This window comes from Haloarchaeobius sp. FL176 (assembly GCF_024609245.1).
In the GTDB taxonomy this organism is placed as follows: Archaea; Halobacteriota; Halobacteria; order Halobacteriales; family Natrialbaceae; genus Haloarchaeobius.
Window position 1 is genome coordinate 96,241 of the sequence record NZ_JANJYH010000003.1, and the last position, 24,711, is coordinate 120,951.

29 protein-coding genes are annotated in these 24,711 nt (G+C 66.6%); 21 read left to right on the top strand and 8 right to left on the bottom strand.

Features of this window, described 5'->3' with window-relative positions:
- Positions 1-107: 107 nt before the first annotated feature.
- From NO978_RS06585 to NO978_RS06595, 3 genes are all read right to left on the bottom strand, one after another.
- Positions 108-626 carry a winged helix-turn-helix domain-containing protein gene (locus tag NO978_RS06585; protein ID WP_257298757.1) on the bottom strand — a complete coding sequence of 173 codons (519 nt, stop codon included), beginning with the start codon at positions 624-626 and terminating at the stop codon, positions 108-110.
- Between the two features lie 74 nt (positions 627-700).
- A complete protein-coding gene (locus NO978_RS06590) occupies positions 701-1,492 on the bottom strand; it encodes an enoyl-CoA hydratase (protein ID WP_257298758.1) in 792 nt (263 codons plus the stop codon).
- Positions 1,489-3,048 (bottom strand): long-chain fatty acid--CoA ligase, encoded by a 1,560-nt coding sequence (locus tag NO978_RS06595; protein WP_257298759.1) that lies wholly within the window; start codon positions 3,046-3,048, stop codon positions 1,489-1,491. The genes NO978_RS06590 and NO978_RS06595 overlap by 4 nt, the downstream gene beginning before the upstream one ends.
- 196 nt (positions 3,049-3,244) lie before the next feature.
- Here NO978_RS06595 and NO978_RS06600 point away from each other — a divergent pair, with 196 nt between their 5' ends.
- The 7 genes from NO978_RS06600 (at position 3,245) to nth (ending at position 8,750) form a co-directional block, all read left to right on the top strand.
- Positions 3,245-3,961 (top strand): hypothetical protein, encoded by a 717-nt coding sequence (locus tag NO978_RS06600; RefSeq protein ID WP_369684124.1) that lies wholly within the window; start codon positions 3,245-3,247, stop codon positions 3,959-3,961.
- 59 nt (positions 3,962-4,020) lie between these two features.
- Entirely contained in the window at positions 4,021-5,325 is a 1,305-nt protein-coding gene (gene aspS, locus NO978_RS06605) for an aspartate--tRNA(Asn) ligase (RefSeq protein WP_257298761.1), read from the top strand.
- Positions 5,326-5,517: 192 nt separating this feature from the next.
- On the top strand, positions 5,518-5,730 hold the full coding sequence (locus NO978_RS06610; protein ID WP_257298762.1) for a hypothetical protein: 213 nt from the start codon (positions 5,518-5,520) through the stop codon (positions 5,728-5,730).
- Positions 5,731-5,765: 35 nt separating this feature from the next.
- Positions 5,766-6,596: a pantoate kinase gene (locus NO978_RS06615; RefSeq protein WP_257298763.1), complete on the top strand. Its 831-nt coding sequence runs from the start codon at positions 5,766-5,768 to the stop codon at positions 6,594-6,596.
- A 58-nt stretch (positions 6,597-6,654) separates the two neighbouring features.
- Entirely contained in the window at positions 6,655-6,993 is a 339-nt protein-coding gene (locus NO978_RS06620; RefSeq protein WP_257298764.1) for a hypothetical protein, read from the top strand.
- Positions 6,994-7,025: 32 nt separating this feature from the next.
- Entirely contained in the window at positions 7,026-7,778 is a 753-nt protein-coding gene (locus NO978_RS06625; RefSeq protein WP_257298765.1) for a 4-phosphopantoate--beta-alanine ligase, read from the top strand.
- Positions 7,779-8,063: 285 nt separating this feature from the next.
- Entirely contained in the window at positions 8,064-8,750 is a 687-nt protein-coding gene (nth, locus tag NO978_RS06630) for an endonuclease III (protein WP_257298766.1), read from the top strand.
- 3 nt (positions 8,751-8,753) lie between these two features.
- Here the strand turns inward: nth and NO978_RS06635 are convergent, their stop codons facing one another.
- Entirely contained in the window at positions 8,754-9,242 is a 489-nt protein-coding gene (locus NO978_RS06635; protein ID WP_257298767.1) for a hypothetical protein, read from the bottom strand.
- A 96-nt stretch (positions 9,243-9,338) separates the two neighbouring features.
- On the opposite strand from NO978_RS06635, the gene NO978_RS06640 reads away from it, so the two are divergent.
- The 8 genes from NO978_RS06640 to NO978_RS06675 all read left to right on the top strand — a co-directional run bounded on the left by NO978_RS06640 (position 9,339) and on the right by NO978_RS06675 (position 14,366).
- On the top strand, positions 9,339-10,196 hold the full coding sequence (locus NO978_RS06640; RefSeq protein ID WP_257298768.1) for a hypothetical protein: 858 nt from the start codon (positions 9,339-9,341) through the stop codon (positions 10,194-10,196).
- A 57-nt stretch (positions 10,197-10,253) separates the two neighbouring features.
- Positions 10,254-10,913: a plastocyanin/azurin family copper-binding protein gene (locus tag NO978_RS06645; protein ID WP_257298769.1), complete on the top strand. Its 660-nt coding sequence runs from the start codon at positions 10,254-10,256 to the stop codon at positions 10,911-10,913.
- 3 nt (positions 10,914-10,916) lie between these two features.
- Positions 10,917-11,306, top strand: a complete 390-nt coding sequence (locus NO978_RS06650) for a hypothetical protein (RefSeq protein ID WP_257298770.1) — start codon at positions 10,917-10,919, stop codon at positions 11,304-11,306.
- Positions 11,307-11,308: 2 nt separating this feature from the next.
- Positions 11,309-12,190, top strand: a complete 882-nt coding sequence (locus NO978_RS06655; RefSeq protein WP_257298771.1) for a Rieske 2Fe-2S domain-containing protein — start codon at positions 11,309-11,311, stop codon at positions 12,188-12,190.
- A 4-nt stretch (positions 12,191-12,194) separates the two neighbouring features.
- A complete protein-coding gene (locus NO978_RS06660) occupies positions 12,195-12,989 on the top strand; it encodes a cytochrome bc complex cytochrome b subunit (RefSeq protein WP_257298772.1) in 795 nt (264 codons plus the stop codon).
- A 2-nt stretch (positions 12,990-12,991) separates the two neighbouring features.
- The gene (locus NO978_RS06665) at positions 12,992-13,756 is read left to right on the top strand and encodes a cytochrome bc complex cytochrome b subunit (protein ID WP_257298773.1); all 765 of its coding nucleotides are present in this window, start codon (positions 12,992-12,994) and stop codon (positions 13,754-13,756) included.
- Between the two features lie 105 nt (positions 13,757-13,861).
- Positions 13,862-14,116, top strand: coding sequence for a hypothetical protein (locus tag NO978_RS06670; protein ID WP_257299136.1), 255 nt, complete (start codon positions 13,862-13,864; stop codon positions 14,114-14,116).
- Entirely contained in the window at positions 14,109-14,366 is a 258-nt protein-coding gene (locus NO978_RS06675) for a hypothetical protein (RefSeq protein WP_257298774.1), read from the top strand. The genes NO978_RS06670 and NO978_RS06675 overlap by 8 nt, the downstream gene beginning before the upstream one ends.
- Before the next feature lie 380 nt (positions 14,367-14,746).
- On the opposite strand, the gene NO978_RS06680 is transcribed toward NO978_RS06675, so the two are convergent.
- The 3 genes from NO978_RS06680 to NO978_RS06690 form a co-directional block, all read right to left on the bottom strand.
- Positions 14,747-15,202: a hypothetical protein gene (locus tag NO978_RS06680; protein WP_257298776.1), complete on the bottom strand. Its 456-nt coding sequence runs from the start codon at positions 15,200-15,202 to the stop codon at positions 14,747-14,749.
- 45 nt (positions 15,203-15,247) lie between these two features.
- A complete protein-coding gene (locus NO978_RS06685) occupies positions 15,248-16,006 on the bottom strand; it encodes an ATP-NAD kinase (protein WP_257298777.1) in 759 nt (252 codons plus the stop codon).
- Between the two features lie 252 nt (positions 16,007-16,258).
- Positions 16,259-17,584 (bottom strand): M28 family metallopeptidase, encoded by a 1,326-nt coding sequence (locus NO978_RS06690; protein WP_257298778.1) that lies wholly within the window; start codon positions 17,582-17,584, stop codon positions 16,259-16,261.
- Between the two features lie 210 nt (positions 17,585-17,794).
- Between NO978_RS06690 and pdhA the strand changes: the two genes are divergently transcribed.
- Complete coding sequence (gene pdhA, locus NO978_RS06695; protein WP_257298779.1) at positions 17,795-18,859, top strand: pyruvate dehydrogenase (acetyl-transferring) E1 component subunit alpha; 1,065 nt, start codon at positions 17,795-17,797, stop codon at positions 18,857-18,859.
- Positions 18,860-18,898: 39 nt separating this feature from the next.
- Here pdhA and NO978_RS06700 read toward each other — a convergent pair whose 3' ends face one another.
- Positions 18,899-19,384, bottom strand: coding sequence for an Lrp/AsnC family transcriptional regulator (locus tag NO978_RS06700; RefSeq protein ID WP_257298780.1), 486 nt, complete (start codon positions 19,382-19,384; stop codon positions 18,899-18,901).
- Between the two features lie 180 nt (positions 19,385-19,564).
- Here NO978_RS06700 and NO978_RS06705 point away from each other — a divergent pair, with 180 nt between their 5' ends.
- From NO978_RS06705 to NO978_RS06725, 5 genes are all read left to right on the top strand, one after another.
- Positions 19,565-20,506: a DMT family transporter gene (locus NO978_RS06705; protein ID WP_257298781.1), complete on the top strand. Its 942-nt coding sequence runs from the start codon at positions 19,565-19,567 to the stop codon at positions 20,504-20,506.
- 80 nt (positions 20,507-20,586) lie between these two features.
- Positions 20,587-21,639 (top strand): M42 family metallopeptidase, encoded by a 1,053-nt coding sequence (locus NO978_RS06710; RefSeq protein ID WP_257298782.1) that lies wholly within the window; start codon positions 20,587-20,589, stop codon positions 21,637-21,639.
- A 44-nt stretch (positions 21,640-21,683) separates the two neighbouring features.
- Positions 21,684-22,244: a plastocyanin/azurin family copper-binding protein gene (locus NO978_RS06715; RefSeq protein WP_257298783.1), complete on the top strand. Its 561-nt coding sequence runs from the start codon at positions 21,684-21,686 to the stop codon at positions 22,242-22,244.
- A gap of 46 nt (positions 22,245-22,290) precedes the next feature.
- The gene (locus NO978_RS06720) at positions 22,291-22,986 is read left to right on the top strand and encodes a TrkA family potassium uptake protein (RefSeq protein WP_257298784.1); all 696 of its coding nucleotides are present in this window, start codon (positions 22,291-22,293) and stop codon (positions 22,984-22,986) included.
- Complete coding sequence (locus NO978_RS06725; protein WP_257298785.1) at positions 22,987-24,645, top strand: TrkH family potassium uptake protein; 1,659 nt, start codon at positions 22,987-22,989, stop codon at positions 24,643-24,645.
- Positions 24,646-24,711: the final 66 nt, after the last annotated feature.

Sequence of the window (24,711 nt, forward strand, 5' to 3'; positions counted from 1 at the left end):
ACCTACCGTAGCGCAACGAGCCCCGGGAATCGAGCGAGCGAGCGAGGGGCTGTCGCCTGTCCTATCGAATCGAGCGAAGAACGACCGAGGCCGGAGCTACCTGCCCGTCACCGCTCCTCGTCGAGCGCCTCGAATATCTCCGGGTCGGTCCCGAACTTCAGCACGTTGTGGATGACGGAGTTGCGGATGTTCGAGATGACCTTCCCGTGGTTCTTGTAGAACTCGTGAATCCATCGGGACTCCTCCTCACGGGTCGCGAACATCATGACCGACTTCCACTGGTACTCCCCGTCCGAGAGGAAGTAGAACAGGGTGTGCTCGCTGTCGCGGATGTACTCCATGGCGGCGCGCCACTCGTCGGCGAAGTGCTCGGGGTCGAACTTGAACTCGAACAGCCCGAAGATGAAGTACTCCTCGTTGGGGATGATGGCCTCGCGGAAGACGCCCTGCTCGCGCATCTTCCGGATGGTCTCGCTGACGGTGACGTGCGAGACTTCGATGCCGTACTCCGATTCGAGGATATCGGTCAGCTCGCGCGAGGAACGCTGTGGGTTGGCAGCGAGCTCGCGGAGGATGACCACGTCGCGCTCCTTGAAATTCCAGTCGGGTGCGTCGTCGTCTGTCATGTCGGTGGCCTCTCGCTCGTGTGGTGAAACGGCTTCGGTTCGGTCGGCTGTCCCGTGCACCGGGGGCGGGTGCCTCAGCGGCCCTCGAACTCCGGCTCGCGGCTCTCGACGAAGGCGGTGACGCCCTCGGCGTGGTCGTCGGAATCGAAGCACAGCCCCTGTGCGGTCGCCTCGGCGACCATCGCCTCGTCGACGGTCCGGCGCAGCCCCTCGTCGATGAGGCGCTTCGAGTGCCGGAGCGCGACTGTCGGGCCGCTCGCGATGCGCTCGACGAACGCCGCGACCTCGGCCTCGAACTCGTCGGCGTCGTAGACGTGGTTGACGAGGCCGAGGTCGTGGGCGCGCTCGGCACCGAGCACCTCGCCGGTGAACACGAGCTCCTTGGCGACGTTCGTGCCGACGACGCGGGGAAGCAGGTAGGACGTGCCGGCGTCGACCGCGAGCCCGACCTCGCGGAAGACGAACCCGATTGCCGCGTTCTCGCTGGCGAGTTGCACGTCGCAGGCGATGGCGAGGTTCGCCCCCGCGCCGACCGCCGGGCCGTCGACCTTCGCGACGGTCGGGAGGGGGAACGCGACGACGCGGGCCATCGTCTCGCTCGTCGTCTTCTCCAGCGTGCGTACGCTCTCGTCGAGCGGCACCGCTCCGGTCGCGGTCTGGGACATCAGCTCCACGTCGCCCCCAGCCGAGAACGCGTCGCCAGCGCCCTCGATAACGACACAGCGGGCGTCGCTCTCCTCGACCTCGTCCAGGGCGTCGCGCAGCCCCGCGGACATGTCGAGCGAGAACGCGTTGCGCCGGTCGGGCTCGTTCAGCGTGATGGTGGCCACACCGTCCTCGATGTCGACGAGGACGGCGTCGCTCATTCGTCGGCCTCCCGCAGCTCGAACTTCTGGACCTTGCCCGTCGTGGTTCGCGGGAGCTCGTCGACGAAGGCGACCTCGCGCGGATGCTTGTACTCGGCGAGGCGTTCGAGGCAGTACTCACGCACCTCGTCGGCGGTGAGGTCCGAGTCGGGGGTCTTCACCACGAACGCCTTCACCGTCTCGCCACGGCGCTCGTCGGGGATGCCGACGACGGCCGCCTCGGCGATGTCGGGGTGTTCGAAGAGGAGCTCCTCGACCTCGCGCGGGTAGATGTTGTACCCGCCGCTGACGATCATGTGCTTCTCGCGGTCGACGACGTAGTAGAAGCCGTCCTCGTCGTAGTAGCCGATGTCGCCGGTATGGAACCAGCGCTTGCCGTCCGCGTGGGTGAAAGCGTCCTCGTTGGCGTCGGGCAGCCCGTAGTAGCCCTCCATGACGTTCGCCCCGCTGATGACGAGCTCGCCGGTTATCTCGTCGAGGTCGACTGCCTCCTCGTCGACCGGCCCCTCGTCGACGGGCGAGACCTCCTCGAACTCCTCGTCGACGACCCGGGAGTCGACGCCGGGCAGCGTCTTGCCGATGCTGCCCACGCGGCGGCCCTTCTCCGGGCTGTTGAAGTGCGTGACTGGACTGGTCTCGGTGAGCCCGTACCCCTCGTAGATCTTGGTGGGGTAGAGCTCCTCGAACCGGCGGAGCACCTCCACCGGGATGCCGGAGCCGCCGACGCCACAGAGCCGGACCGACGAGAAGTCGAACTCCTCGGCGTTGGGCTGGTTGATGACGTCGTTGTACATCGCCGGGACGCCGTGCATGATGGTGAGGTCCTCGGCGGCAAGTAGCTCCATCGCCTGCTGGGCGTCCCACGACGGGAGCGGGTAGTACGCCCCACCGCTGAACAGGGTCGCGTTCATCACCACCGTCATGCCGTAGATGTGGAACAGCGGGAGCACCCCGAGGGCCTTGTCGTCGGTCCGAACTCCATCGGGGACGAGCGAGGCGGCCATCTCTGCGTTCGAGTGGAGGTTCTCGTGGGTGAGCAGCACGCCCTTCGGCTGGCCCGTGGTGCCGGACGTGTACGGCTGAACGGCCACGTCGTCGTCCTCGCGGTCGACGATCTCGGGTGCGTCCGCGGCGAGGAACTCGCGGAACCCGGTCGCGTCGTCGTGGCCGCCGACCGCGACGATCTCCTCGACCTCGGTGTCGTCCTGCACCTCGCGGACGAACGGAACGAGGTCGCCGATCGTCACGACGACGTTCGCGCCGCTGTCCCCGAGGAGGTGGCTGATCTCCCGGGTCTTGTACTGTGGGTTGGTGGGGACGACGATGCCGCCAGCACGCAGGGTACCGTGGAACGCCACCACGAACTGTGGCAGGTTCGGGAGGTAGATCCCGACCCTGTCACCCGGCTCGATGCCGGCCTTCTGGAGCCCGGCGGCGAACTGTCCGACCTGCCCCCAGAACTCCTCGTAGCTGATGTCCTGGCCGTCGTAGTGTAGTGCCGTCGTGTTCGGATGCGCCGACGCGGTGTCGGCGATTTCTGTGACAAGATTTGCCATGGCTCGTGTTGGCCAAGGGTGTATTCCCTCTAAAAGGTTGCCGTGGCGGACACGACTGTTAGGACTCTCCCGGCCCCGTATTAACGATGGTAACGGCGCACCGGCCGCGGGGAGTGATGTCACTGGAACAATATTTTTGTTGCCGGGCGTCGACCGGCCTCACATGGCGGAGACGGTTCGCGGGACGGTTCGAGGTATGGGGTCGAGAGCGAATCCGGCGTTCGCGACAGGGGCAGTCCTCCTGCCGGTGCTCGCGCTCGCGCTGGCCGCCACGGTCGGCACGCGCGAGCAGCACACCTACGTCCACGTGATGGCCGGCGTCCTGTGGACCGGCATCGACCTCTTCATGGCGATGGTTCTCGGGCCGGTCCTCGGCGGCCTCGCCGTCGACGCGCGCTCTTCGGTGTTCGAACGGTTCACGCCGAAGATGACGTTCCTGATGCCGTCGCTGGCGCTCGTCACCATCGCCAGCGGCATCACGCTCGCCCTCCGGGCCCAGGTGTTCCCGAACGCACAGCCGTGGCTCGCCCTGTTCACCGCGTTCACCCTCCTGCCTTCCCTCTTGAGCATCGGCTGGCAGTTCGACGCGTTCCGGGACCGGCGCTGGCTCCTCGCCTTCGGCCTCTCGCTGGTCGTGAGCGTCGCCTACCTCGCGACGACGCTCCCAGCCTTCGAGATGACGAGCAACGTCATCGCCGTCGCGCTGGTCATCGTCACGGTCCTCAGCGTGCTCGGCTTCGGCGTGCTGCTGCCCGGCGAGGTGAAGATGTACCGCGAGATGCGCTCCGAGAACCCGGATACGGCGGTCATCAGCCGAATCGGGATGCGGAACGCGAAGCTCGCTGGCATCCAGGGCGTGTTCCAGCTCGCCGTCATCGCCAGCATGGTCTACCTGCGATACGGTGGTTTCTGAGCCGGACACCGTCGACCGAAAAGACGGTGTTTAAGGCTACCCCTCCGGAAACCGGTGGTATGGAGAACCGAACGTACACCGCGGACGCCGAGCCGGGCGACCACGTGACAGTGGCCGGCTGGGTCCACGAAATCCGCGACCTCGGTGGCATCGCCTTCCTCATCCTCCGGGACAAGACGGGGAAGATTCAGATCAAGTTCGAGAAGGACGAGATGGACGACGACCTCGTCGAGGCCGGTCTCGACGCCTCCCGCGAGAGCGTCGTCAGCGTCACCGGCACCGTCGACGAGGAGCCCCGCGCGCCCACCGGCGTCGAGGTCACGCCCGACGGCTTCGAGGTCATCGCACCCGCCGACCCCGAGCTCCCGCTCGACCCGTCCGGCAAGGTCGACGCCGAGCTCCCGACCCGGCTGGACAACCGCACGCTCGACCTCCGCAAGCCCGACGTGCAGGCCGTCTTCGAGATCCGCGCCGAGGTCCTGCGCGCGGTCCGCGAGCAGTTCCGCGACGAGGGCTGTACGGAGATCAACACGCCGAAGATTGTCGCCACGGGGACCGAGGGCGGCACCGAGCTGTTCCCCATCTCCTACTTCGGCGAGGAGGCGTTCATGAACCAGAGCCCGCAGCTGTTCAAGCAGCTGATGGCCGGCTCCGGCCTCGAGAAGGTGTTCGAGATCGGCCCCATCTTCCGCGCCGAGGAGCACAACACGCCGCGACACCTGAACGAGGCGACCTCCATCGACTTCGAGGGCGCGTTCCACGACCACACCGAGGCGATGGACGTCGTCGAGGGCATCGTCACGGCCGCCTACGAAGCCGTCGCCGAGAACTGCCAGGAGGAGCTCGAGCTGCTCGACCTCGCCGACGAGTTCGAGGCACCGAGCGGCGAGTTCCCGCGGCTCACCTACGAGGAGGCGCTCGACCGCATCAACGCGACCGGCGAACTCGACGAGATGCTCGTCTACGGCGACGACCTCTCGACCGAGGCCGAGCGCGTGCTCGGCGAGGAGGTCGGCGAGCACTACTTCATCGTCGACTGGCCCAGCGAGATCAAGCCGTTCTACATCAAGGACTACGACGACGACGCGGAGACCTCGACCGGCTTCGACCTCATGCATCCGCGCATGGAGCTCGTCTCGGGTGGCCAGCGCGAGCACCGCTACGAACACCTCGTCGAGGGCTTCGAGCAGCAGGGCCTCGACCCCGACGAGTTCGAGTACTACACGAAGATGTTCAAGTACGGCATGCCCCCGCACGCCGGCTGGGGCCTCGGCGGCGAGCGTCTCGTCATGACGATGCTCGGACTGGACAACATCCGGGAGGCTGTCCTCTTCCCACGCGACCGGCAGCGTCTGTCGCCGTAGGCGACGACGCTGCGAGGAGCGTGGGAAGCACGAGCGGAGTGTAACGGAGCGAGTAAATTCCCACGCGACCGGCAGCGCCTGAGCCCGTAGGGACACGGGCACGGACGAGCTGCTGACGCGGCCGTCCTGTCGAACGTTCTTCCAGACACACCGTACAAAACACATTTATATCAGACAGAAGAGTGTGGAACTATGTCTGGAATCGCCCTCCTGTTCGGGCTCCCCATCTTCGTCGCCCTGTGCTGGGGCGGTATCGCGGCGTGGGTCTGCTACGACTCCGACTACCACGGTCGGCCCGCCGCGGCCGGCCTCACGCTCGCCGTGTTCCTCACCGGACCGCCTGGGCTGCTGGCGTACCTGACGTTCCTGAGTCCGGGCTCGGAAGCGGCCGACTGGCCGAGATGAAAACGGATTAAGGCACCCGTCGCGGATGGTGTGGCATGACCGAGGAGGCGCGGGCGTTCGTTCCGGGACACATCACGGGCTTCTTCAGCGCACACCCGGACGACTCCGACCCGACGAAGGCCGGCTCGACGGGGACCGGTCTGACCCTGACCGACGGCGTCGCGGTGACCGTCCAGCAGGGCAACGGGCCGTCGCTGACGTTGAACGGCGACGCAGTCGAGGTCGAGGCGGTCGACCGGGTGCTCGACGCGCTCGGGGCACCCGCCGTCGTCGCGGCCGAGACGGAGCTACCACTGGGTGCCGGCTTCGGTGTCTCCGGCGCGCTGGCGCTCGGGACCGCGCTGGCGGCGAACCACGCCTATCGACGGCAGCTCTCCGAGAACGAGCTCGTGACCATCGCTCACGGTGCCGACGTTCAGGCCGGCTCCGGGCTCGGCGACGTGGTCGCACAGGCACGCGGCGGTGTCCCCATCCGTCTGGAGCCGGGTGGGCCACAGGACAACCACCTCGACGGTATCCCCGCACGGGCCCGGGTCGAGTACATCTCCATGGGAGAGCTGTCGACGGAGGACGTGCTCTCGGGCGATACCACGCTGCTCTCCGAAGCCGGGAAACGGGCGCTCTCCCGCGTCGTCGAGGAGCCGACCCTCGCGAGCTTCGTCCACGCGTCGCGGCGGTTCGCCCGGGAGGCCGAACTGCTCACGCCGGGGGTGACCGAGGTCATCCAGGACGTGCTGGCGGCCGACGGCCAGGCGTCGATGGCGATGCTCGGCGAGACGGTGTTCGCGCTCGGGACCGGGCTCTCCGATGCGGGCTACGACCCGTCGGTGTGTGCGACCCATCCCGCGGGTGCGATGCTGAAGTGACCCGAGACGGCCGACCGCAACCGACGTGTTTTCCTGCCCTGCGGTCCCAGTGCGACCGATGACCGACCAGCGCACGCCCGGTCCCGTCGTCGTCGCTATCTTCGCGACAGCCCTGCTCGCGCTCGCACTCGCGGCGTTCGGATTGCTGAACGCGCCGACGCCGATCCAGTCCGTGCCGCTGTTCATCGTCGGCCTGCTGTTGCTCGGCCTCGCCAGGGTCACCGCGCTCGGCCGGCCCGCAGGCCGGGTCGGGCTGTTGCTCGTTCTGGTTCCAGTCGTCGTCCTCTCGACGTTCGGGGCCGCCGTCACCGGTGACCCGTCGTTCCTCGCCGGGACCGGACTCGGCGCGACGGCGTTCGTCTCGCTCGCCGTGACAGGCGAACACTTCGAATCGTGAGCGTTTTTCACGGTCGGCGCGGAGTGGCGGCCATGAGCGAACACGTCGATGTGCCCGAGGACCACCCTCGGTACGAGTCGCTGCTGACCAGACACCGCATCGAAGCCGGTGTCGACGAGGGCATCACCAGCCGACAGGGGCTCATCGCACAGGGCCGCGGCGAGGCGTTCGACTACCTCCTCGGTGAGCGGACGACGGAGTCGGCCGACGACGCCGAACGCGTCGCTGCCGCCCACCTCCTGCTGGCGGACCACGCGGTGCTCTCGGTCAACGGGAACGTCGCCGCACTCGCCCCCGAAGAGACGGTCGAACTCGCCGAGGCGACCGGCGCTGACATCGAGGTGAACCTGTTCAACCGCACGGCAGAGCGCATGCAGGCCATCGTCGACCACCTCCGGGAGCACGGCGCGACCGACGTCAAGGGTCTGGCCGCCGACGCGCGCATCCCCGGACTCTCCCACGAGCGCGGCAAGGTCGACGCGGACGGCATCCACGACGCCGACGTGGTGCTCGTCCCGCTGGAGGACGGGGACCGCGCCGAGGCCCTCGCCGCGATGGGTAAGACCGAACTCGTCGTCGACCTCAACCCCGGCTCCCGGTCGGCCCGCACGGCCGCCGTCCCCATCGTCGACAACATCGTCCGGGCGCTGCCGAACATGACCGCGCACGCCGAGGAACTGGCCGACGCCGACGAGGCGACGCTGCGGGAACTCGTGGCGGACTTCGACGCCGGGGCGGCGCTCGACGACGCCGAACGCGAGATTCGGTCCGGCAGTTTCGACTGAGCCGCCGCCAATCTGTTCTCGACTCCTGCTGGCCAGCCGGTAGGGCACGCGGCTGGCGAGCGGTGCGCGGTTCGGAGCGAGCGCTAGCGAGCGAGACCCGTGAGCGTGTCGAACGAAGGGAGGTCTCCGCGAACGCAGTGAGTGGAGGGCAGCGAGACGACACAAGGACCGCAACGAAGTGAAGACGGCAGCGAGTCCCAGGCGACGAGCACGTCGGGTTTTTCTGGCCGCCGGACCGAGAGCCGGAACCGAACCGCTGAAACGCCAGCCGCCGAACACGAGCACATGGGAACCCCACTGGAACCGCGGTCGGCACAGGCGGCGGAAGTGGTCGAACGCCTCGAGAACGAGTATCCCGACTCGGCCATCTCCCTGCGCTTCTCGAACCGGCTGGAGCTGCTCGTCGCGGTCGTCCTCTCCGCGCAGTGTACCGACGAGCGCGTCAACGAGGTCACGGAGGAACTGTTCGAGAAGTACCAGACAGCGGAAGACTACGCCGCGGCGAGCGAGGAGCAGCTCGCCGAGGACATCTACGGCATCACCTTCCACAACAACAAGGGCGGCTACCTGAATGGCATCGGCGAGATTCTCGTCGAGGAGCACGACGGCGAGGTGCCGGACACGATGTCGGCGCTGACCGACCTCCCCGGCGTGGGTCGCAAGACCGCGAACGTCGTGCTCCAGCACGGCCACGACATCGTCGAGGGTATCGTCGTTGACACCCACGTCCAGCGGCTCTCCCGCCGGCTCGGACTGACCGAGGCGGAGCGTCCGGAGAGCATCGAGCCGGAGCTGCAGGAGGTCGTTCCCCGGGACAAGTGGCAGGAGTTCACCCACCTCCTCATCGACCACGGACGGGCGGTCTGTGGGGCGCGCTCGGCCGACTGTGACGCCTGCGAGCTGGCGGACATCTGTCCCTCAGCGAAGGGCGATTCTGACGTTGACCTCGCCTCGGGCGAGCCCTGGGACTGAGACTCAGAGGATCTGGTACAGCACGACGTAGCGCATGATGCCGACGACGTAGGCCAGTATCCAGAAGCCGACGTAGCCGAAGACGCCGACGCGGAGGCGAAATCGCCACGCAGGCATGTTCTCGTGTATCTCGTCCAGCGCGATGTCCTGGTCCGGGTCCTCGTAGAGGTTCAGCCGTCGCTTGGCCTGCAGGATGTGGTAGATGCCGGTGAGCGCGAACAGGAGGAGGGCATACGCCTGGAGCCCGAGGAACGAGTGGAGCGCTGCCAGCCCGCCGAACTGCTGCTCGTTGATGAGCCGCGGACCCATCCAGAGGGCGACAGGGAGGGTGTTCAGGCTCAGCCCGACCACGATGAACTTCAGGTGGTAGACGAGCGTGTCCCACGTGACGACTTCCGTGTCGATCATGATCCACGCGCCGTAGAGGTAGAAAGGGAAGCTCGCTGAGACCATGGTCAGCGCGAGCGTGGCGACGGTGAGGTCCTCGACCATGCGCGGACTTCCGTCTCGCGCCGCGTTAAAAGGTCGGAATCCGGTCCGGGTCGGACGTCGGAAAGCGTTTACAGGTTCGGGACCAACGTGCGAGTAATGACCGACGCTGGACCGTCCCGGTCCGAGAGCGAGGACGAACGGGCCGGTCAGGGCGAGACCGACGACGCCGTAGAGACTGCCGAGACGGAGTACGTCTCCGACGAGGAGCTCCGCCGTCAGGTCGAGGAGAAGTACGACTTCGAGGACTTCGGCCCGGCCGAGATGGCGGAGATGAGCTACGAGGAGTGGGACGCCGCGTTCGACCCCGAGACGTGGATTGTCGGCGAGGAGCTGCTCGACCGCGTCGAGCAAGACCTCAACGCGCAGATCGCCAGCCGTGACGTGTTCGCCGTCATCGAGCGCGTCGCGTACGAGGGTGAGGAGGTCCTGCTCGCGTACTCCGACGAGGGATACGCGATGGTGTTCCCCGACGGCTCCATCGACGGCTTCGGGACCGTCCTCCGGGACGTCAAGCCGACCGTCGCGCTCTGCTCGATGGACGAGTACGAGCCCACGGAGCCGCCGGCCGAGGCGGTGCTGCCACACCCTGACGAGATTCCGGAGGGGAGCGGCCAGCTCGGCAACAACATGCTACAGATCGTCGCGGGCTCGCTGCTGGTCGCGGCGCTCGGGCTCGTCGCCGGTGCGTTCTTCGCAACGAGCGGGTCCGGCGACGCCCTCGCTCGTGGGATCATGATCGTGATGGCGATGGTGTTCGCTCTCGCAGGCCTCGCGCTGTTCCTGACCGTGGCCAACGCCAGACTCTCCGACCGGTTCCGCGCGGAGGAGTACCGCAATCGGCTTCGTGCCATCGGTCTCGAGGACGGCGAGCGGCCGTCGTTCCTTCCGGTCGAACCGGACGGCGACCCCCGTGATTCCGTGGGTGTCGACGGCACGGCCGACTCCGAATCGTAGGCGCTGTGACCCTTGCATCGGTGGGTTTAAGCAAACCCAATCCTGAGCATCGTATGTATGAATAGGCGGGACTTTCTGATGGCTGCCAGCGGCGTTGCCGGCGGCGCTGGAGCCGCGAGTGCGGCCGCCGCCGCCCAGGAGGAGACAGGGTCGTCCGGGTCGTTCGGCATCCAGGAGGGTAACAACTCCTCGGACAACGGGACGACGAACGGCACGACCGCTGCTCCTGGCGACGGCGGTGGCGGCGGTAGCGCGACCGTCGCTGTCGGCCCGAACGGCGACTACGTGTACACACCTGGAACGGAGGACCCCCTCTACATTTCGCCCGGCACGACGGTGACGTTCGAGTGGGAGTCCGACAACCACAACATCAACCCCCAGAGCGTGCCCGAGGGCGCCGAGTGGGAGGGCCACATGCCGACCGAGAACACCGGATTCAGCTACGAGCACACGTTCGAGACGCTCGGCACGTACGAGTACCAGTGTGACCCCCACGCTGGCCTCGGCATGAAGGCCACCATCATCGTCAACGAGTCCGGCCAGCCACCGGGTGGCGAAGGTGGCGGAGAGGTCGACCCCGAAGACATGGGCGTCCCGATTCAGGCTCACTGGGTCGGTATCTCGACCATCCTCGCCATCATGAGCTCGCTGATGTTCACGTTCTACGTGCTCAAGTACGGCGAGTCCGCTCACAGCAGCAGCCCAGGGAGGGACTGACAGATGTCCACGAAAGGAAGCAACTACGGTGACATCCACCGATACGAACCGGCCAAAGAGAGCACCGCCGCAGCAGTCGCCATCGTCCTGTTGACCGTCATCGAGGTCGTCTTCGTCGGTCTGTTCACCTACGGCCTCGTCAACGGCTGGGGACTGAGCGGTGAGGGGAACATGTACCTCGGGTTCCTGCTCGCCATCATCTTCATCGACCTCGCGTTCATCCTCCTGCTCTACCGCAAGGAGTTCCTGCCCGACGTGATGATCGTCAAGAAGCGCCGTCGGAAGTGGGAGGACCTCTACATCCGCGAGGAAGACGTCGACGGGGCGGAGCTCGGCGACGCCAACGCACTCGACACACTCAAACGCGCGGTCTATCCCTACTACAAGAGATAACTATGCCACTAGACGAAGACAAATACCCGGTCGAATCGGACCGCCGTCGCTTCGTGAAGGGCGTCGTCGGTGGCGCATCGCTCGCCGGCATCGCCACAGCGGGCGCTGCGGCCATCAACAGCACGACATCCTCGAGCGGCGGTGGCGGTGGGTCGGTGACGTTCCGCGCCATCGAGAACACCGACGGTCCAGCCCCGCGCGGAATGCCGCAGATTCCCATCGAACTCGAGGAGATACCGGGCGAGGACGACTTCTACATCAAGGGTCGCTGGCCCGAGGTGTCCGAGGTCGAAGAGCAGGGGAAGACCCTCAAGGTCGCGAGAGAAGACATCGCGGGCGAGACGTACTCCTCGGAGTGGTTCCAGTACTGTGGAGTACAGACCTACCCCGGCGTCTACCCCGACGCCACCGAGGAGAACTCGGACCTGACCAACTACTTCCGCTACAACGCCAACTCGAAGTTCACGTGGCAGAACGAGGAAGTCAGCGGCGGGCAGAAGATGAAGCTGAGCCACTTCTCGGACTACGAGACGTGGGGCAACGGCATCGGGACCGCCGGCATCGGCAAGCCCGCCAGTGGTAGTTGGCGCTCCGAGGATCTCGAACCCTCCGAGACGATGGCCGTCGAGGTCATCCGTTCGAGCCGCATCGAGGAAGCGGCGCAGGACAACGAATGGCTGTCCAAGACGACCGACAAGGGCGTCATGGCCCACCTGAACAAGTGTACGCACTTCTGCTGCGTGCCGGCGTTCAAGGGCCAGGCTGGTGCCGCGAACTTCGGCGCGTCCGACCGCGTCTACTGCCAGTGCCACCAGTCCGTGTACGACCCGTTCAACATCATCAGCACGAACTACGTGGCGCTGCCACGGCCGGCGAGGGACTGACACCATGAGCCTGCAAAAGAAAGACGAATACGACCATCAGGGGTGGATGAAGACGAAGGACCTCACCCCCGTCGAGAAGACGTACCTGATGACGCTCATCTGGCTCGACAAGCGGCTCCGGATCGTCGACTACCTGGAGCTGCTGGAGGACCTCTACTACAAGGTCAACCTCCAGATGCCCAAGAGCCACACCGAGCAGTACAACCTCGACAACAAGTTCTGGTACTGGTACCCGCTGTATGCGCTCGGGTCGTTCTCCACGATAGCGTACGTGGTGGCGGCCATATCGGGCGCACTGCTCGGGTTCTACTACTCCCCGTCGACCGCAGGCGACCCGTCGGCGGCGTACAACCAGATCGTGTTCATCATGCAGGACCTGAACTTCGGGTTCATGCTCCGGTCGCTCCATCGCTGGTCCGCACAGGTGATGGTCGCGGCCGTGTTCCTGCACATGCTCCGTGTGTACTTCACCGGCGCGTACAAGGAGCCCCGCGAGCTCAACTGGATCCTCGGCATCATCCTCATCTCGCTGACGATGGTGTTCGGGTACACGGGTTACCTGCTCCCGTGGGACCAGCTCGCGTTCTGGGCCGGCCAGATCGGCGTCGAGATGTCGCTCTCGATCCCGCTCGCCGGTGAGTGGGTCGCACAGCTCATCTTCGGCGGCTTCACCCTGACGCAGTCGACGCTGCAACGGATGTACATCCTGCACGTGTTCGTCCTGCCGTTCGTGGTGACGACGCTGATCGCACTGCACATCGGCATCGTCTGGATGCAGGGTATCGCGGAACCGCACTAACCATGGCAGAAGACAACGACTCCGAACCGATCGCAGACGGCAGCGGTACCGGTATCGTCGCGCCGGACGACGAGACCCCCACGTGGAGCGAGCGCAAGGAGCGCACACAGGGGCTCTCCCGGCTGACTTACGAGTACTTCGAACGCGCACGCCGCGAGGACCAGGACCTCCGGATGGAGTCCGACTACGTCGAACGTGACGTGCTCGGCTTCCCGGCGTGGCCACACGAGATGATCCGGAACTTCGCGCTGACGAGCTTCTTCGTCGGGCTCATCCTGTTCCTCTCGGCCACGCTCCCGCCACACATCGGCCCGCCGGCAGACCCGTCCACGACGCCGGAGATCATCCTGCCCGACTGGTACCTGTACTGGTCGTTCGGCCTGCTGAAGCTCGGCCCGCTCAACCCGGAGCTGTCCATCCTGGGCGGCGAGAAGCTGATGGCCGACCGGACGTACGGTGTCGTCGCGAACATCGTGGTCGTCGGCTTCATCGCGATGGTGCCGTTCCTCAACAAGGGGAGCGCGCGCCGTCCCGTCGAGCAGCCGTTCTGGGCCGGTATCGGTGTCATGGGTGTCGCGTTCGCGTTCACCATCGCCGCGCTGTCGGTCAAGAACCTGCTCCCGATGGACTCCCACCTGCTGTTCGACCTGACGTTCCTCATCCCGCCCGTGCTGGGACTCATCTCCTACACGGTGTTCCGGGCGATGCAGGAGGGGTACATGTACAGCCTGAACCGCCGGTACTACCGTCTCCGGCCGCCGAAATAACCACCTCACTCTCCTCTCATGGACGACGCAGACACTGCAGAGCCACACGAATCATCAGCGTCCGAGGAGTCGTCGGGCCTCCGCGGCCGCGAGGTCGAGGTCCCGATGCGGCTGTACAAGACGGTCACGGTGTTCGCGACGCTGCTCGCGATGACCGGGGTCATCCTCGGGTTCATCGTGCTCGACACCGCGACGAACAACGCGAGCGCGGCGCTCTCGGAGGTGAACCTGCTGCTCGCGCTGCTCGGGCTCGGGCTCATCGTCGCCGGCGCGGCCATCTACGCGTTCTCGACACGCTTCCAGACCGCGGAAATGGGAAAGTCTAAAGACGACACCGACGAAGAATCCGATAATGGCTGACGAATTCATGAAAGGCCTGGCCATCGCGACGGCCTCCGGTCTCATCTGGATAGTGCTCGCCGGCTGGTACAACACCCCCGGCTTCGAGGAGACCCAGCTCCTCGGTGCGGACCCGGCTGACCCGAGCGCACTGGAGGCGATCGCTCTCATCGTCAAGGAGGGTCTCTTCTGGTTCATGATCCTGGGCGCGCTGACGTTCTGGGTCGTCCTGCCGGCCGCACGTGAAGCACGCGCTCGACTCGCGAACTGACCACGAACGACTGCCGCTGTCGGAGTCGTATCGCCACGAGAATCTCTTTCTGTTACCGTCGCTGTCGCGACCGCAGACGAGCCGAAGCCATACAGCACGCGTCACGAGCGTCGCGCAGGCAACGACTGGAGATGCCAGCCACGGAGGTGCCAGCGGGCCGGCGTACTCGAGCAGGCGAGGTCACAGCCGCGTCGCGGAGCTTGGACGGGACGAGCACCGCCAGGCTGGACCGGCGGTACATCGCTCGAACCACGCTGGCTGGGCACCAGTGTCGCGAGCGAGCGTCGTCATGCTCAAAGGAGACTGGACGCCCGTCAGGAAAGACTCGGCAGCCGAGCTAGCGGCTGGATGTGCTGTGGAAGACGAACGACGGGACGGCCTCAGATGATGGCGCCCCAGTAGTCCGAGACGAGGAAGAACAGGGACTGGAAGCCGGCGTAGGCCAGCGCGAAGGCGGAGATACCGAGCGCGCCCTTCGGCGCCCGGGGCTTGTCGTCCTTGCGGAGGTCCACGCTACGGACCTCGTGTTCGAAGACGTCGGCGATGACGAGGCCGACGACGAACATCGAGAGGACGATGCCGCCGTGAGGGGCGACGGTCGTGTAGTAGAACGTCCCGAGCAGGAGCAACACGTTCGTCGCTTCGTGCAGCGGGTGGCGGCTCAGCGACTCCACGTCCTCCTCGGCTGCTTCCGCGACGTTGCGGCGGTACGCGAGGAAACGGGTCAGCATGTTGGCGACGACGAGTCCGAGCAGGACGAACTCGATCACCAACACGCCTGAGACGACTTCGCGCCCGAGCTGGTCGACCGGGCCGAGCATCACGTTAGGGTCCATACTCCAACCTCGGACGTTAGGACATTAGAGTTTTTCCAAAGCTGGCTACCACGGTGGCTCGCTCTGTGGCGGGCAGAGAATCTTCAGTTCGTGCCCGGGCGACAGGCGAACCGGTACCGCAGGGTCGACCGTGCCGGCGGGGCGGTCGTCGACAAGCAACGAGACGCTCCCTTCGTCGCGCTCGACGGACAGGACCACGTCCTCCTGGGAGACGACCCAGTGGTCGGTGTCGATGGCAAACGGGGCGATCGGCACGACGGTGGCGACCGCCGTGCCGCCGGCGACGACCGGTGCGCCGGCCGCGCGGGCGTAGCCGTGGGTGCCCGCCGGGGTAGCGACGACGACGCCGTCAGCGCGGAACTGGCTGACCTCGTCGCCGTCAGCGGCGACGCGATACTCCGAGATGCGTGCGGGTTCGGTCGTCACGAGCGTCACGTCGAAGACGGCGTCGTGCCGCTCGTCGCCGACGTGGACCGCGAACCCGCGCCGCGTGGTTCGTGGGACGTCGTCCTCGAGGACGGCCCTGATGGCTGTCGTCGCCGCGTCGGCTGCGACCGACCGAACTCCGCCGCCGGCAGCGACGGGCAGCACCGGGACGTCGACCGCAGCGGTCGCGAGGTCCCCGAGCGCCCGCTCGCCCACCGCGACGACGAACGCGGCGTCACCGACGCTGGCGGCGTCGCCGGCCAGCGGGACCGCGTTTGCCTTCGAGACGGCGGTCCTGATGCGTTCGACCGTCTCCTCCTGGGTCCCGACGACGCCGACGGTCGGCGGCTCGTCGCTGTCGCGGGCGGCACTCTCCATGCGGAGTACTCGCGCCCGCGCCGACAAAAAGGCTACAACTCGCTCCTGACTGCAGTGGTGCTGGTAGCGTGTAGACGGAGAGTGTCGAAAACGCACAGAAAGCACCGGCTGCTGTGGGACTCAGGTGAGTCCACGAGGACCGGACGGTGGCCCCGACAGCACGACCCCTCACGCTCCGCCACTCGCACGGCGGTGGTGAACCGTTCACGTCTTTCCTAAACCCCGGGCGGCGAAGCGGGAACCGTGGCCGGCTCAGTTCTCGTCGTACGGCCAGTCGCCGGTGATCTTCATGCCCTCCGCGAGGTCCTCGTCCTCGAGCGCCTCGGCGATCTCGTCGGGCTCCTTGTGCGGAATCTCGACGGCCTCGGCCGCGACGTGGACCGTGAGCGCGCCCAGCAGGATGGCCTGCTCGCGGAGGTCCCGAACCTGGAGCTTGTCGAGGGTGTCGGCGTGGGTGTGGCCCCAGCCGCGGCCCGAGCCCTCGCTCTTGCCGTAGGCGTGGTAGCCCGGGACGCCCCACTGGGTGAACGGCCAGTGGTCGCTGTGGGGGCCGAGCTTCGGGACGGTCTCGACGGGGTGTTCGAAGCGGTCGGCGACGGCCTCGGCGGCGTCCTCGAGTGCATCGAAGCCGTGGGTGTGGAGCGCGAGGTCACGACCTTTGGCGACGCCGTCGGCGTTGACGACGGCCTTCACGTCGTCGAGGTCGACCCGGTCCGCCTCGTACGCGGAGCCGACGAGGCCGACCTCCTCGGCACCGAAGGCGACGAAGCGGACGCGGGTCTCGAGGTCGGACTCGAGCTCCGCGAGGATGCGGGCGAGCTCGACGACCATCGCGGTGCCGGCACCGTTGTCCATCGCGCCGGTCGAGATGTCGTGGGCGTCGACGTGGCTGGTGACGTAGACCACGTCGTCGGTCTCTGGGCCGAGTTCGGCGTGAACGTTCTGGCTGGTCGCCGCGGACGTCTCGGCGGTGACCGAGACGGTGAGGTCGTCGTCCTCGTGGCGACGGACCAGCTGGGCACCGGTCTCGGCGGAGACACCGACTGCCGGGATGTCGCCGACGGGGGATTCGTCGGTCCCCACGGAGCCGGTTGGGGGGAGACAGCCCTCGACGTGATTGCGGTAGACGAAGGCCGCTGCGCCGGCCTCGACGGCGTGGTAGTACTTTTCCCGGCGGTGGAGGTAGCGGTCGTAGTGGTCGGGCACGTCGCTGCGGGTGACGACGACCTTCCCGTCGCAGTCTGTCTCCTCGAAGTCCTCCGGGAGGCCGTGGCCGAGGTCGACGAGGGTACCCGAAACCTCGGCGGCGGGGCTGCGCGGCAACGCGATGCACTCGTGCGCCTCGGCGTACGTCGCGCCGTCGGCACGGATCGCGCTGTCGCCGCGCTCCCAGCCCTGTATCTCGAACTCGTCGAGGTGTGCGTCGCGTGCGCCCGCCTCGGCGAGTGCGTCCCGTGTCGCCGCCGCGGCGGCCCGTTCGCCCTCGCTCCCGGCCATCCGGTCGCCGATGTCGACCAGCGTCTCGAGGTGCTCCCACCCGGTGTCGCTCGTGAAGGTCCGACCGATCCAGTTGCTCATACCCGCCACTCGATGCGGCCCCGCGTAAGGATTGTGACTCCGACACACGAGTTACGATTCGTCAGATTACTGCCGAGGTTCGTCGACGAATTCTGGCCGGATTCCAGATAGCTTATAAACAAGGCAATAAATTTCACACCAACGCAGAGTCGGGGCGATGTTTTATTACGTATAGGGCCAATTGTCCGATAGACTCTCAGGTGAACTACAATGTCAAGTGAGGCTGAAAACCTGGTCCGTGTGATGTCGCCGGGCGGCTCCGCCGTCGGAGATCGCCAGCTCGGGGAGACAGCAGCGAAAGCGCTCTACGAGTCCATGGTACTCGCACGGACATTCGACGAGAAAGCGATCAGCCTCCACCGGCAGGGTCGCATCGGCACGTACGCGCCGATGCGCGGGCAGGAGGCGGCACAGGTCGGCGCGGCTTCCGCCATGGCCGACTCGGACTACCTGTTCCCCACCTACAGGGACCACGCGATGTTCGTCGAGCGCGGCATCGACCTTCGCGAGGTCCTGCTCCACCTCCTCGGCGACGGCCAGTACGTCGACCGCGAGGACGGCGACGACCTCACCACGTTCACCAGCTCGATTCCCATCGCGACCCAGATGCCCCACGCCGTCGGTGTCGGCATGGCGGCGAAGTACAAGGGCGACGACGTCGCCTCTCTGGTCTCCTTCGGCGACGGTGCGACCTCCGAGGGCGACTTCCACGAGGGGATGAACTTCGCCGGCGTCTTCGACACCCCCACGGTGTTCTTCTGTCAGAACAACGGCTATGCCATCTCGGTGCCGCGCGAGCGCCAGACCGCCAGCGCCACCATCGCACAGAAGGCTCAGGCGTACGGCTTCGAGGGCGTCCGCGTCGACGGCAACGACGTGTTCGCCGTCCACGACGTCGTGACCGATGCGCTCGAGAAGGCCAAGAACGGCGGCGGCCCGACGCTCGTCGAGGCCGTCACGTACCGCCGCGGCGCGCACACGACGACGGACGACCCGTCGGTCTACCGCGACGAGGACGACGCGGCGGACTGGCTCCAGGAGGACCCGCTCGACCGGTCCCGGACGTATCTCGAGGAGGAGTTCGGCTGGTCCGACGAGGACCAGGACGCCGTCGAGCAGTGGGCCACCGAGGAGGTCGCCCGGGCCGTCGAGGCCGCCGAGGAGCACACCGGCTACGAGCCCGAAGAGATGTTCGAGCACGTCTACGAGGAGATGCCCCGTCAGCTGCGCGAGCAGCGCCGGCAGCTCCCCGAGGACCCCCAGGTCGGCCACTGACGGTCCGTTCCTCGGTCGTCTCGACCCCCGCCAGGTTTCTCAGTCGTCCGTGAACTCCGCCAGCAGCGTCTCCAGACTGTAGCTCTCGAGCCCGCGAGCGTCGTCCCAGAGCGTGTCGATCACGTACGTCGAGTTCGTGCGCTCGATCTCCGGTACCTCCTCGAACGAACGTATCAGGTCGCCGACCATGTCGGCGTCCCCGACACGTGCGATGGCGATGAAGTCCGTCTCACCCATCGTCGAGAACACCTGTGTCACGCCCTCGATCTCCCGGATGCCATCGGCTACCTCGGAATGCGTGCCGCTGTAATCCGCGAGCACCTCGACGATGACCGTGACGCTCAACCCGAACTCGTCGAGGTCGAGGTCGTAGAGGTCGTTCTCGACGATGCCGTCCTCTCGAAGGTTGTTCAGCCGATAGTGGATCGTCGACACCGGAATCCCGGTCTCCTCGTGGAGCTTGTCCGGGCTCCCGGTTCCCAGGTCGGCGATTGCCTTCAGGAGCCTGATGTCGCGCTCGTCCATGATTGCCCCGTGCGGTGGCGTGCTAAAGAAGGTTTGGCACGGGGAGGTTCGGTTAGATATTTTATTTCTATCTATTATTTCGAACTCGTTTCGATTATATCTGCACCTATACAATAGAATTGGCAGTTCAGAGCGTTTGACCCGATTCCTTTTTATACACGAACAGTTGCAGATTTCACTATGCTAGACACGATTCAGTCGAAGGCAATCCCAGATACGAGTGGACTGTTCGTACTGTTAGCCACCCTCTGGGGTGCGTCGTTCGTCGCCATCGAGATCGGACTCCACCACTTCCCCCCGCTCCTGTTCGCCGCGCTTCGGTACGACGTGGCCGGTGTACTCGTTCTCGCGTACGCGGTTCGGTCGGTCGACCGATGGCGGCCTCGCGGGCGGACGGAGTGGCTTCAGACCGCCGTCACGGCGCTGTTCGTCTTCGCTGCCTACCACGCGCTCCTCTACCTCGGCGAACAGCACGTCTCCGGCGCGGTCGCCGCCGTCGTCATCAGCCTCTCGCCCATCCTCACCGCGGGCTTCGGGAGCGTGCTGGACGTCGACGACCCGCTCCAGCCCCTCGGCGCGGTCGGTTTCCTCGTCGGCATCGCGGGCGTCGTCGTCGTGGTCCAGCCCGAACCCGGCACCGCGCTCTCGTCCAGCCTGATCGGCGTGCTCCTCGTGTTCTGTGCCGGGACGAGCTTCGCCCTCGGCTCGGTGCTGACGCGCCCGCTCGACACCGGACTGCCGGTGCAGACGAAGCAGGCATGGGCGATGCTCGTCGGCGCGGCCATCCTCCACGTCGGCAGCGCGGCCCGGGGCGAGTCTCTGCTGGCCATCGAGTGGACGGGGACAGCCATCGCGTCACTCGCGTACCTCGCACTCGCCTCCGGCGTCGTCGCCTTCCTGCTCTACTTCGAGCTGCTGGAGCGACTCGGCCCCACGGAACTCAACCTCGTCGGCTACCTCGAACCCGTCGTCGCGACCGTCGTCGCCTGGTTCGTCCTCGGGAGCGTCGTCGACGGGACCACGCTGCTCGGCTTCGTCGTCATCTTCGCCGGCTTCGCCCTCATCAAGCGCGACCTGCTCCACCGGCTCTCAGTCGGTCGGTTCGCACGGCTCCGTCGCTGACAGCCAGCGCCCGGCAGGGCAGCGCTTCCCGGACGGCCGCTTCCGACTCGCTTTTGTCCGCGCGACCGTGATTCGGTGTCATGGTTCCGTACGACTTCGACTACGAACTGCTCGTCGAACTCACCGAGACCCACGGCCCGCCCGGCTACGAGGGCAACGTCCGCGACATCGTCCGGCGCGAGCTCGACGACGAGGCCGACCGCCTCGAGAGCGACGCGATGGGCAACGTCGTCGGTACCGTCGAGGGCGAGAGCGACCACGAGGTCGTCGTCGCCGCCCACATGGACGAGATCGGCTTCATGGTGCGCCGGGTCGACGAGAAGGGGTTCCTGGCCATCGACGCCCTCGGTGGCTGGGACCCCGAGGTGCTCCGCGCCCAGCGCGTCGTCGTCCAGACCGAACAGGGGAAACTGCCGGGCGTCATCGGCTCCGTGCCGCCACACACCGGCGGCAGCGAGGACGACGACGAACGCGACGTCCACGACGTGCGCGTCGACGTCGGCCTCCCGACCGACGAGGTCGAGGAGCGCGTCGACGTCGGTGACCTGGTCACCATGGACCAGCGCACCCAGCCGCTCGGTGACTGCATCTCCGGCAAATCCATCGACAACCGCGTCTCCGTCTTCGCGCTGCTCGAACTCGCGCGCCGCATCGAGGACCCGACCGCGACGATCCACTTCGTCGCCACCGTCCAGGAGGAGGTCGGGCTCCGCGGTGCACAGACCATCGGCGTCGACCTCGACCCGGACCTCGCGCTGGCGCTCGACACGACCGTCGCGAACGACCTCAGCGACTTCGACGAGTACGACCACGTGACCGACCTCGGTGCAGGGACCGCCATCAAGCTCAAGGACTCTTCGGTCATCACGAACCGGAAGGTACACCGCCGGCTGCGCGAGGTGGCCGAGCAGGAGGGGATCGAGCACCAGTTCGAGGTGCTCCCCACGGGCGGCACCGATACCGGTGGTCTCCAGCGCGCACACGGCTCGGTTCCGGTCGGTGCGGTCTCCATCCCGACGCGGTACCTCCACACACCCACCGAGGTCGCGCACGCCGACGACATCTCGGGGACCATCGAACTCACCGCTGCCTTCCTCGAGCACGAGGACGGGTCGCACGACTACACGCTGTGACCCGTATCGAAGAATTGAGTACGGGGCATCCCTAACCTCCGGCTATGGACTCAGACACACCGGTCTCGCGTCGGCGATTCCTGCAGGGAGCGGCCGGCGCGACGGCGGCCGCCGCGTCCGCTGGCGTCGCAACCGCACAGGAGGGCGAAGGCGGCGGTGGCGGCGGTAGCGCGACCGTCGCGGTCGGCCCGAACGGCGACTACGTCTACACGCCGGGGACGGAGGACCCCCTCTACGTCAGTCCAGGGACGACGGTGACGTTCGAGTGGGAGTCGGACAACCACAACATCAACCCCACGTCGGTGCCCGAAGGTGCCGAGTGGGAGGGCCACATGCCGACCGAGAACACTGGATTCAGCTACGAGCACACGTTCGAGACGCTCGGCACGTACGAGTACCAGTGTGACCCCCACGCTGGCCTCGGCATGAAGGGTACCATCATCGTCAACGAGACGGGTGCCCCGCCCTCCACCGGCGGTGGCGGCCCGTCTCTGCCCGACAGCGCGATGTCGCTCGCGGTTGGGACCGTCGCGGCCATGCTGACGACCCTCTCGCTCGCCTACGTGTTCCTCCGCTACGGTGGCGACTACGAGACCCCACAGTAGCGACCGAACGGTAGCTTTTCTTTCGTCCCGCAGGAAGCGGGCAGGCATGTACGTGATTATCGTCGGTGCGGGGAACATCGGAACCCCGCTGATCGAGATCGCCACGGGCGACCAGAACGAGGTTGTCGTGGTCGAGAAGAACCCCGAGAAGGCCGAAGCGGCCGCGACACGCTACGACTGCCTGGTCCTCAACGCCGACGCCACCGTCTCCGAGACGCTCGAGGAAGCCGGTATCGACCGCGCGGAAGCTCTCATCTCGACCACCGACCAGGACGCGACAAACATCATGGTTTCTCTGCTCGCGATGGAGCACGACGTCCCCGCCGTCGTCAGCGTCGTCCACAACCCCGAGCACATGAAGCTGTTCGAGCGCGTCGGCGTCACGACGATGGAGAACCCCCAGAGCCTCATCGCGGAGTACCTCTACCGGGCGGTGAAGCGGCCCTCGCTCAAGGACTACATGAAGGTCGGCGACACCGCGGAGGTGTTCGAGATCACGGTCGACACGGGCGCACCCATCGACGGCAAGACGCTCCGGGAGGCGAACGAGAACGAGCTGCTGACGGACGACTTCCTCATCGTCGCCGTCGAACGAGACGGTGGCGAGAGCGGCAAGCCGATCACGCCACGCGGCGACACCCGCATCGAGGCCGGCGACCTGGTGACGGTGTACGCCGCGGAGGGTGCGACGCCGGACGTCACCGACGTGTTCGGACACTACGAGGACCACGAGCTGAAATAGATGCCACGGAATCAACGGGTGGCGGGCGTTCCGGCTGATCTCGCGGTCATCCTGCGCGACGTAGGGACCCTGCTGTTGATGCAGGCGGGGCTGCTGTCGCTCACCGTCGTCGTCGCTCTCGTCTTCGGCGAGTTTGCGCCCGCGCTCGGCTTCCTGCTCGCGGGCGGCATCGCCGCCGGCGTCGGCGAGAGCTGTCGGCGGCTGTTCGCGGACGCACCCGACCCGAAGATGAAACACGGGATGGTCATCGCGGCGAGCGGCTGGTTCGCGACCGCCGTCTTCGGGGGGGTCGCGTTCTCCCTCGTCGCCTGGCTGACGCCGGTGACGACGATGGCGGGCTACGTCCCGTCGTGGGCGAGCTGGGACCCGGTCACCGTTGCGGGTGCGACGAGCCGGTCGAGCCTGCTCTACTTCCGGAACCCGCTGCACGCGATGTTCGAGTCGATGAGCGGGTGGACCGGGAGCGGACTGACGATGGCCGCTCACGAGCCGTCGCTGCCCCGGTCGGTGCAGTGGTGGCGCTCGCTCATCCAGTACGTCGGTGGCGTCGGCGTCATCGTCCTCACCGTTACCATCCTCTCGCGGCCCGGTAGCGGGAGTTACGCGCTCTACCGTTCGGAAGCCCGCGAGGAGAAGATCCACCCGTCGGTCGTCTCGACGGTCCGGACGGTGTGGAAGATATTCGTCGGCTACACGCTGCTCTCGGTCGGTCTCCTCTTCGTCGCGCTCTGGTGGACCCAGGACCTGCCGCTCTTCGAGACGTTCTGGCAGGCGCTCAACCACGCGATGACGGGACTCTCCACGGGTGGATTCTCCGTCACCGACAGTTCGATGGAGTCCTACAACTCGCCGCTGGTCGAGACGGTCCTGCTACCGGTGATGACGCTCGGCGCAATCGCGTTCCCGATCCACTACGGCCTGCTCCACGACAGGGAGTACTCGGAGCTGTACGAGGACATCCAGACGCGCTGGCTGCTGTTGCTCCTTGCGGCCGGCATCGTGGTGCTCTCGCTACAGAACCTGCTGGTCGAGCTACCGGTCGAAGGGTACCGTGCGACGGTGGCGTCGCCGGTTCCGACGCTCTCGACCGCCGAGTTCGACGCCATCCGCGACGGAACATTCCAGTGGGTGAGCGCACTCTCCTGCACCGGCTTCCAGTCCTCGCCCATCGGTCGGTGGTCCGACGGCGGGAAGCTCATGCTCTCCGTGGCGATGACACTCGGCGGTGCCGCCGGGTCGACCGTCGGTGGCATCAAGATCATCCGCGGCTACACGGTCTCGAAGGGGATCCAGTGGCAGTTCGCCCGGGTTTTCCTGCCGAAGAGCGCCGTCGTCAGCACCGAGCTGGACGGGCGACGGCTCGACGCAGACGCGATGAACCGTGAGTTCGCCGAGGCCGCCATCGTCAGCCTGCTGTGGGTCATCCTGCTGCTGGCGTCGAGTCTCGTGCTGGTGAACGTTGCCAGTGGGAGCTACTCCGACGCACTGTTCGAGGTCGCCAGCGCGCAGGGGAACGTCGGCCTGTCGTCGGGCATCACGGGCCCGGAGATGCCCGCTGTCGCGGAGACGATGTTCCTGTTCAACATGTGGATCGGCCGGCTGGAGATCATCCCCGTGCTGGTGCTCGCACGGTCGGTACTGAAGGGACTGGATCCGTAGGGGGCGAACAGGCGGCACGGCCGCCCGCCCGTCGGTGTGCCGCGCACCCGCGGAGCCGACGGACGG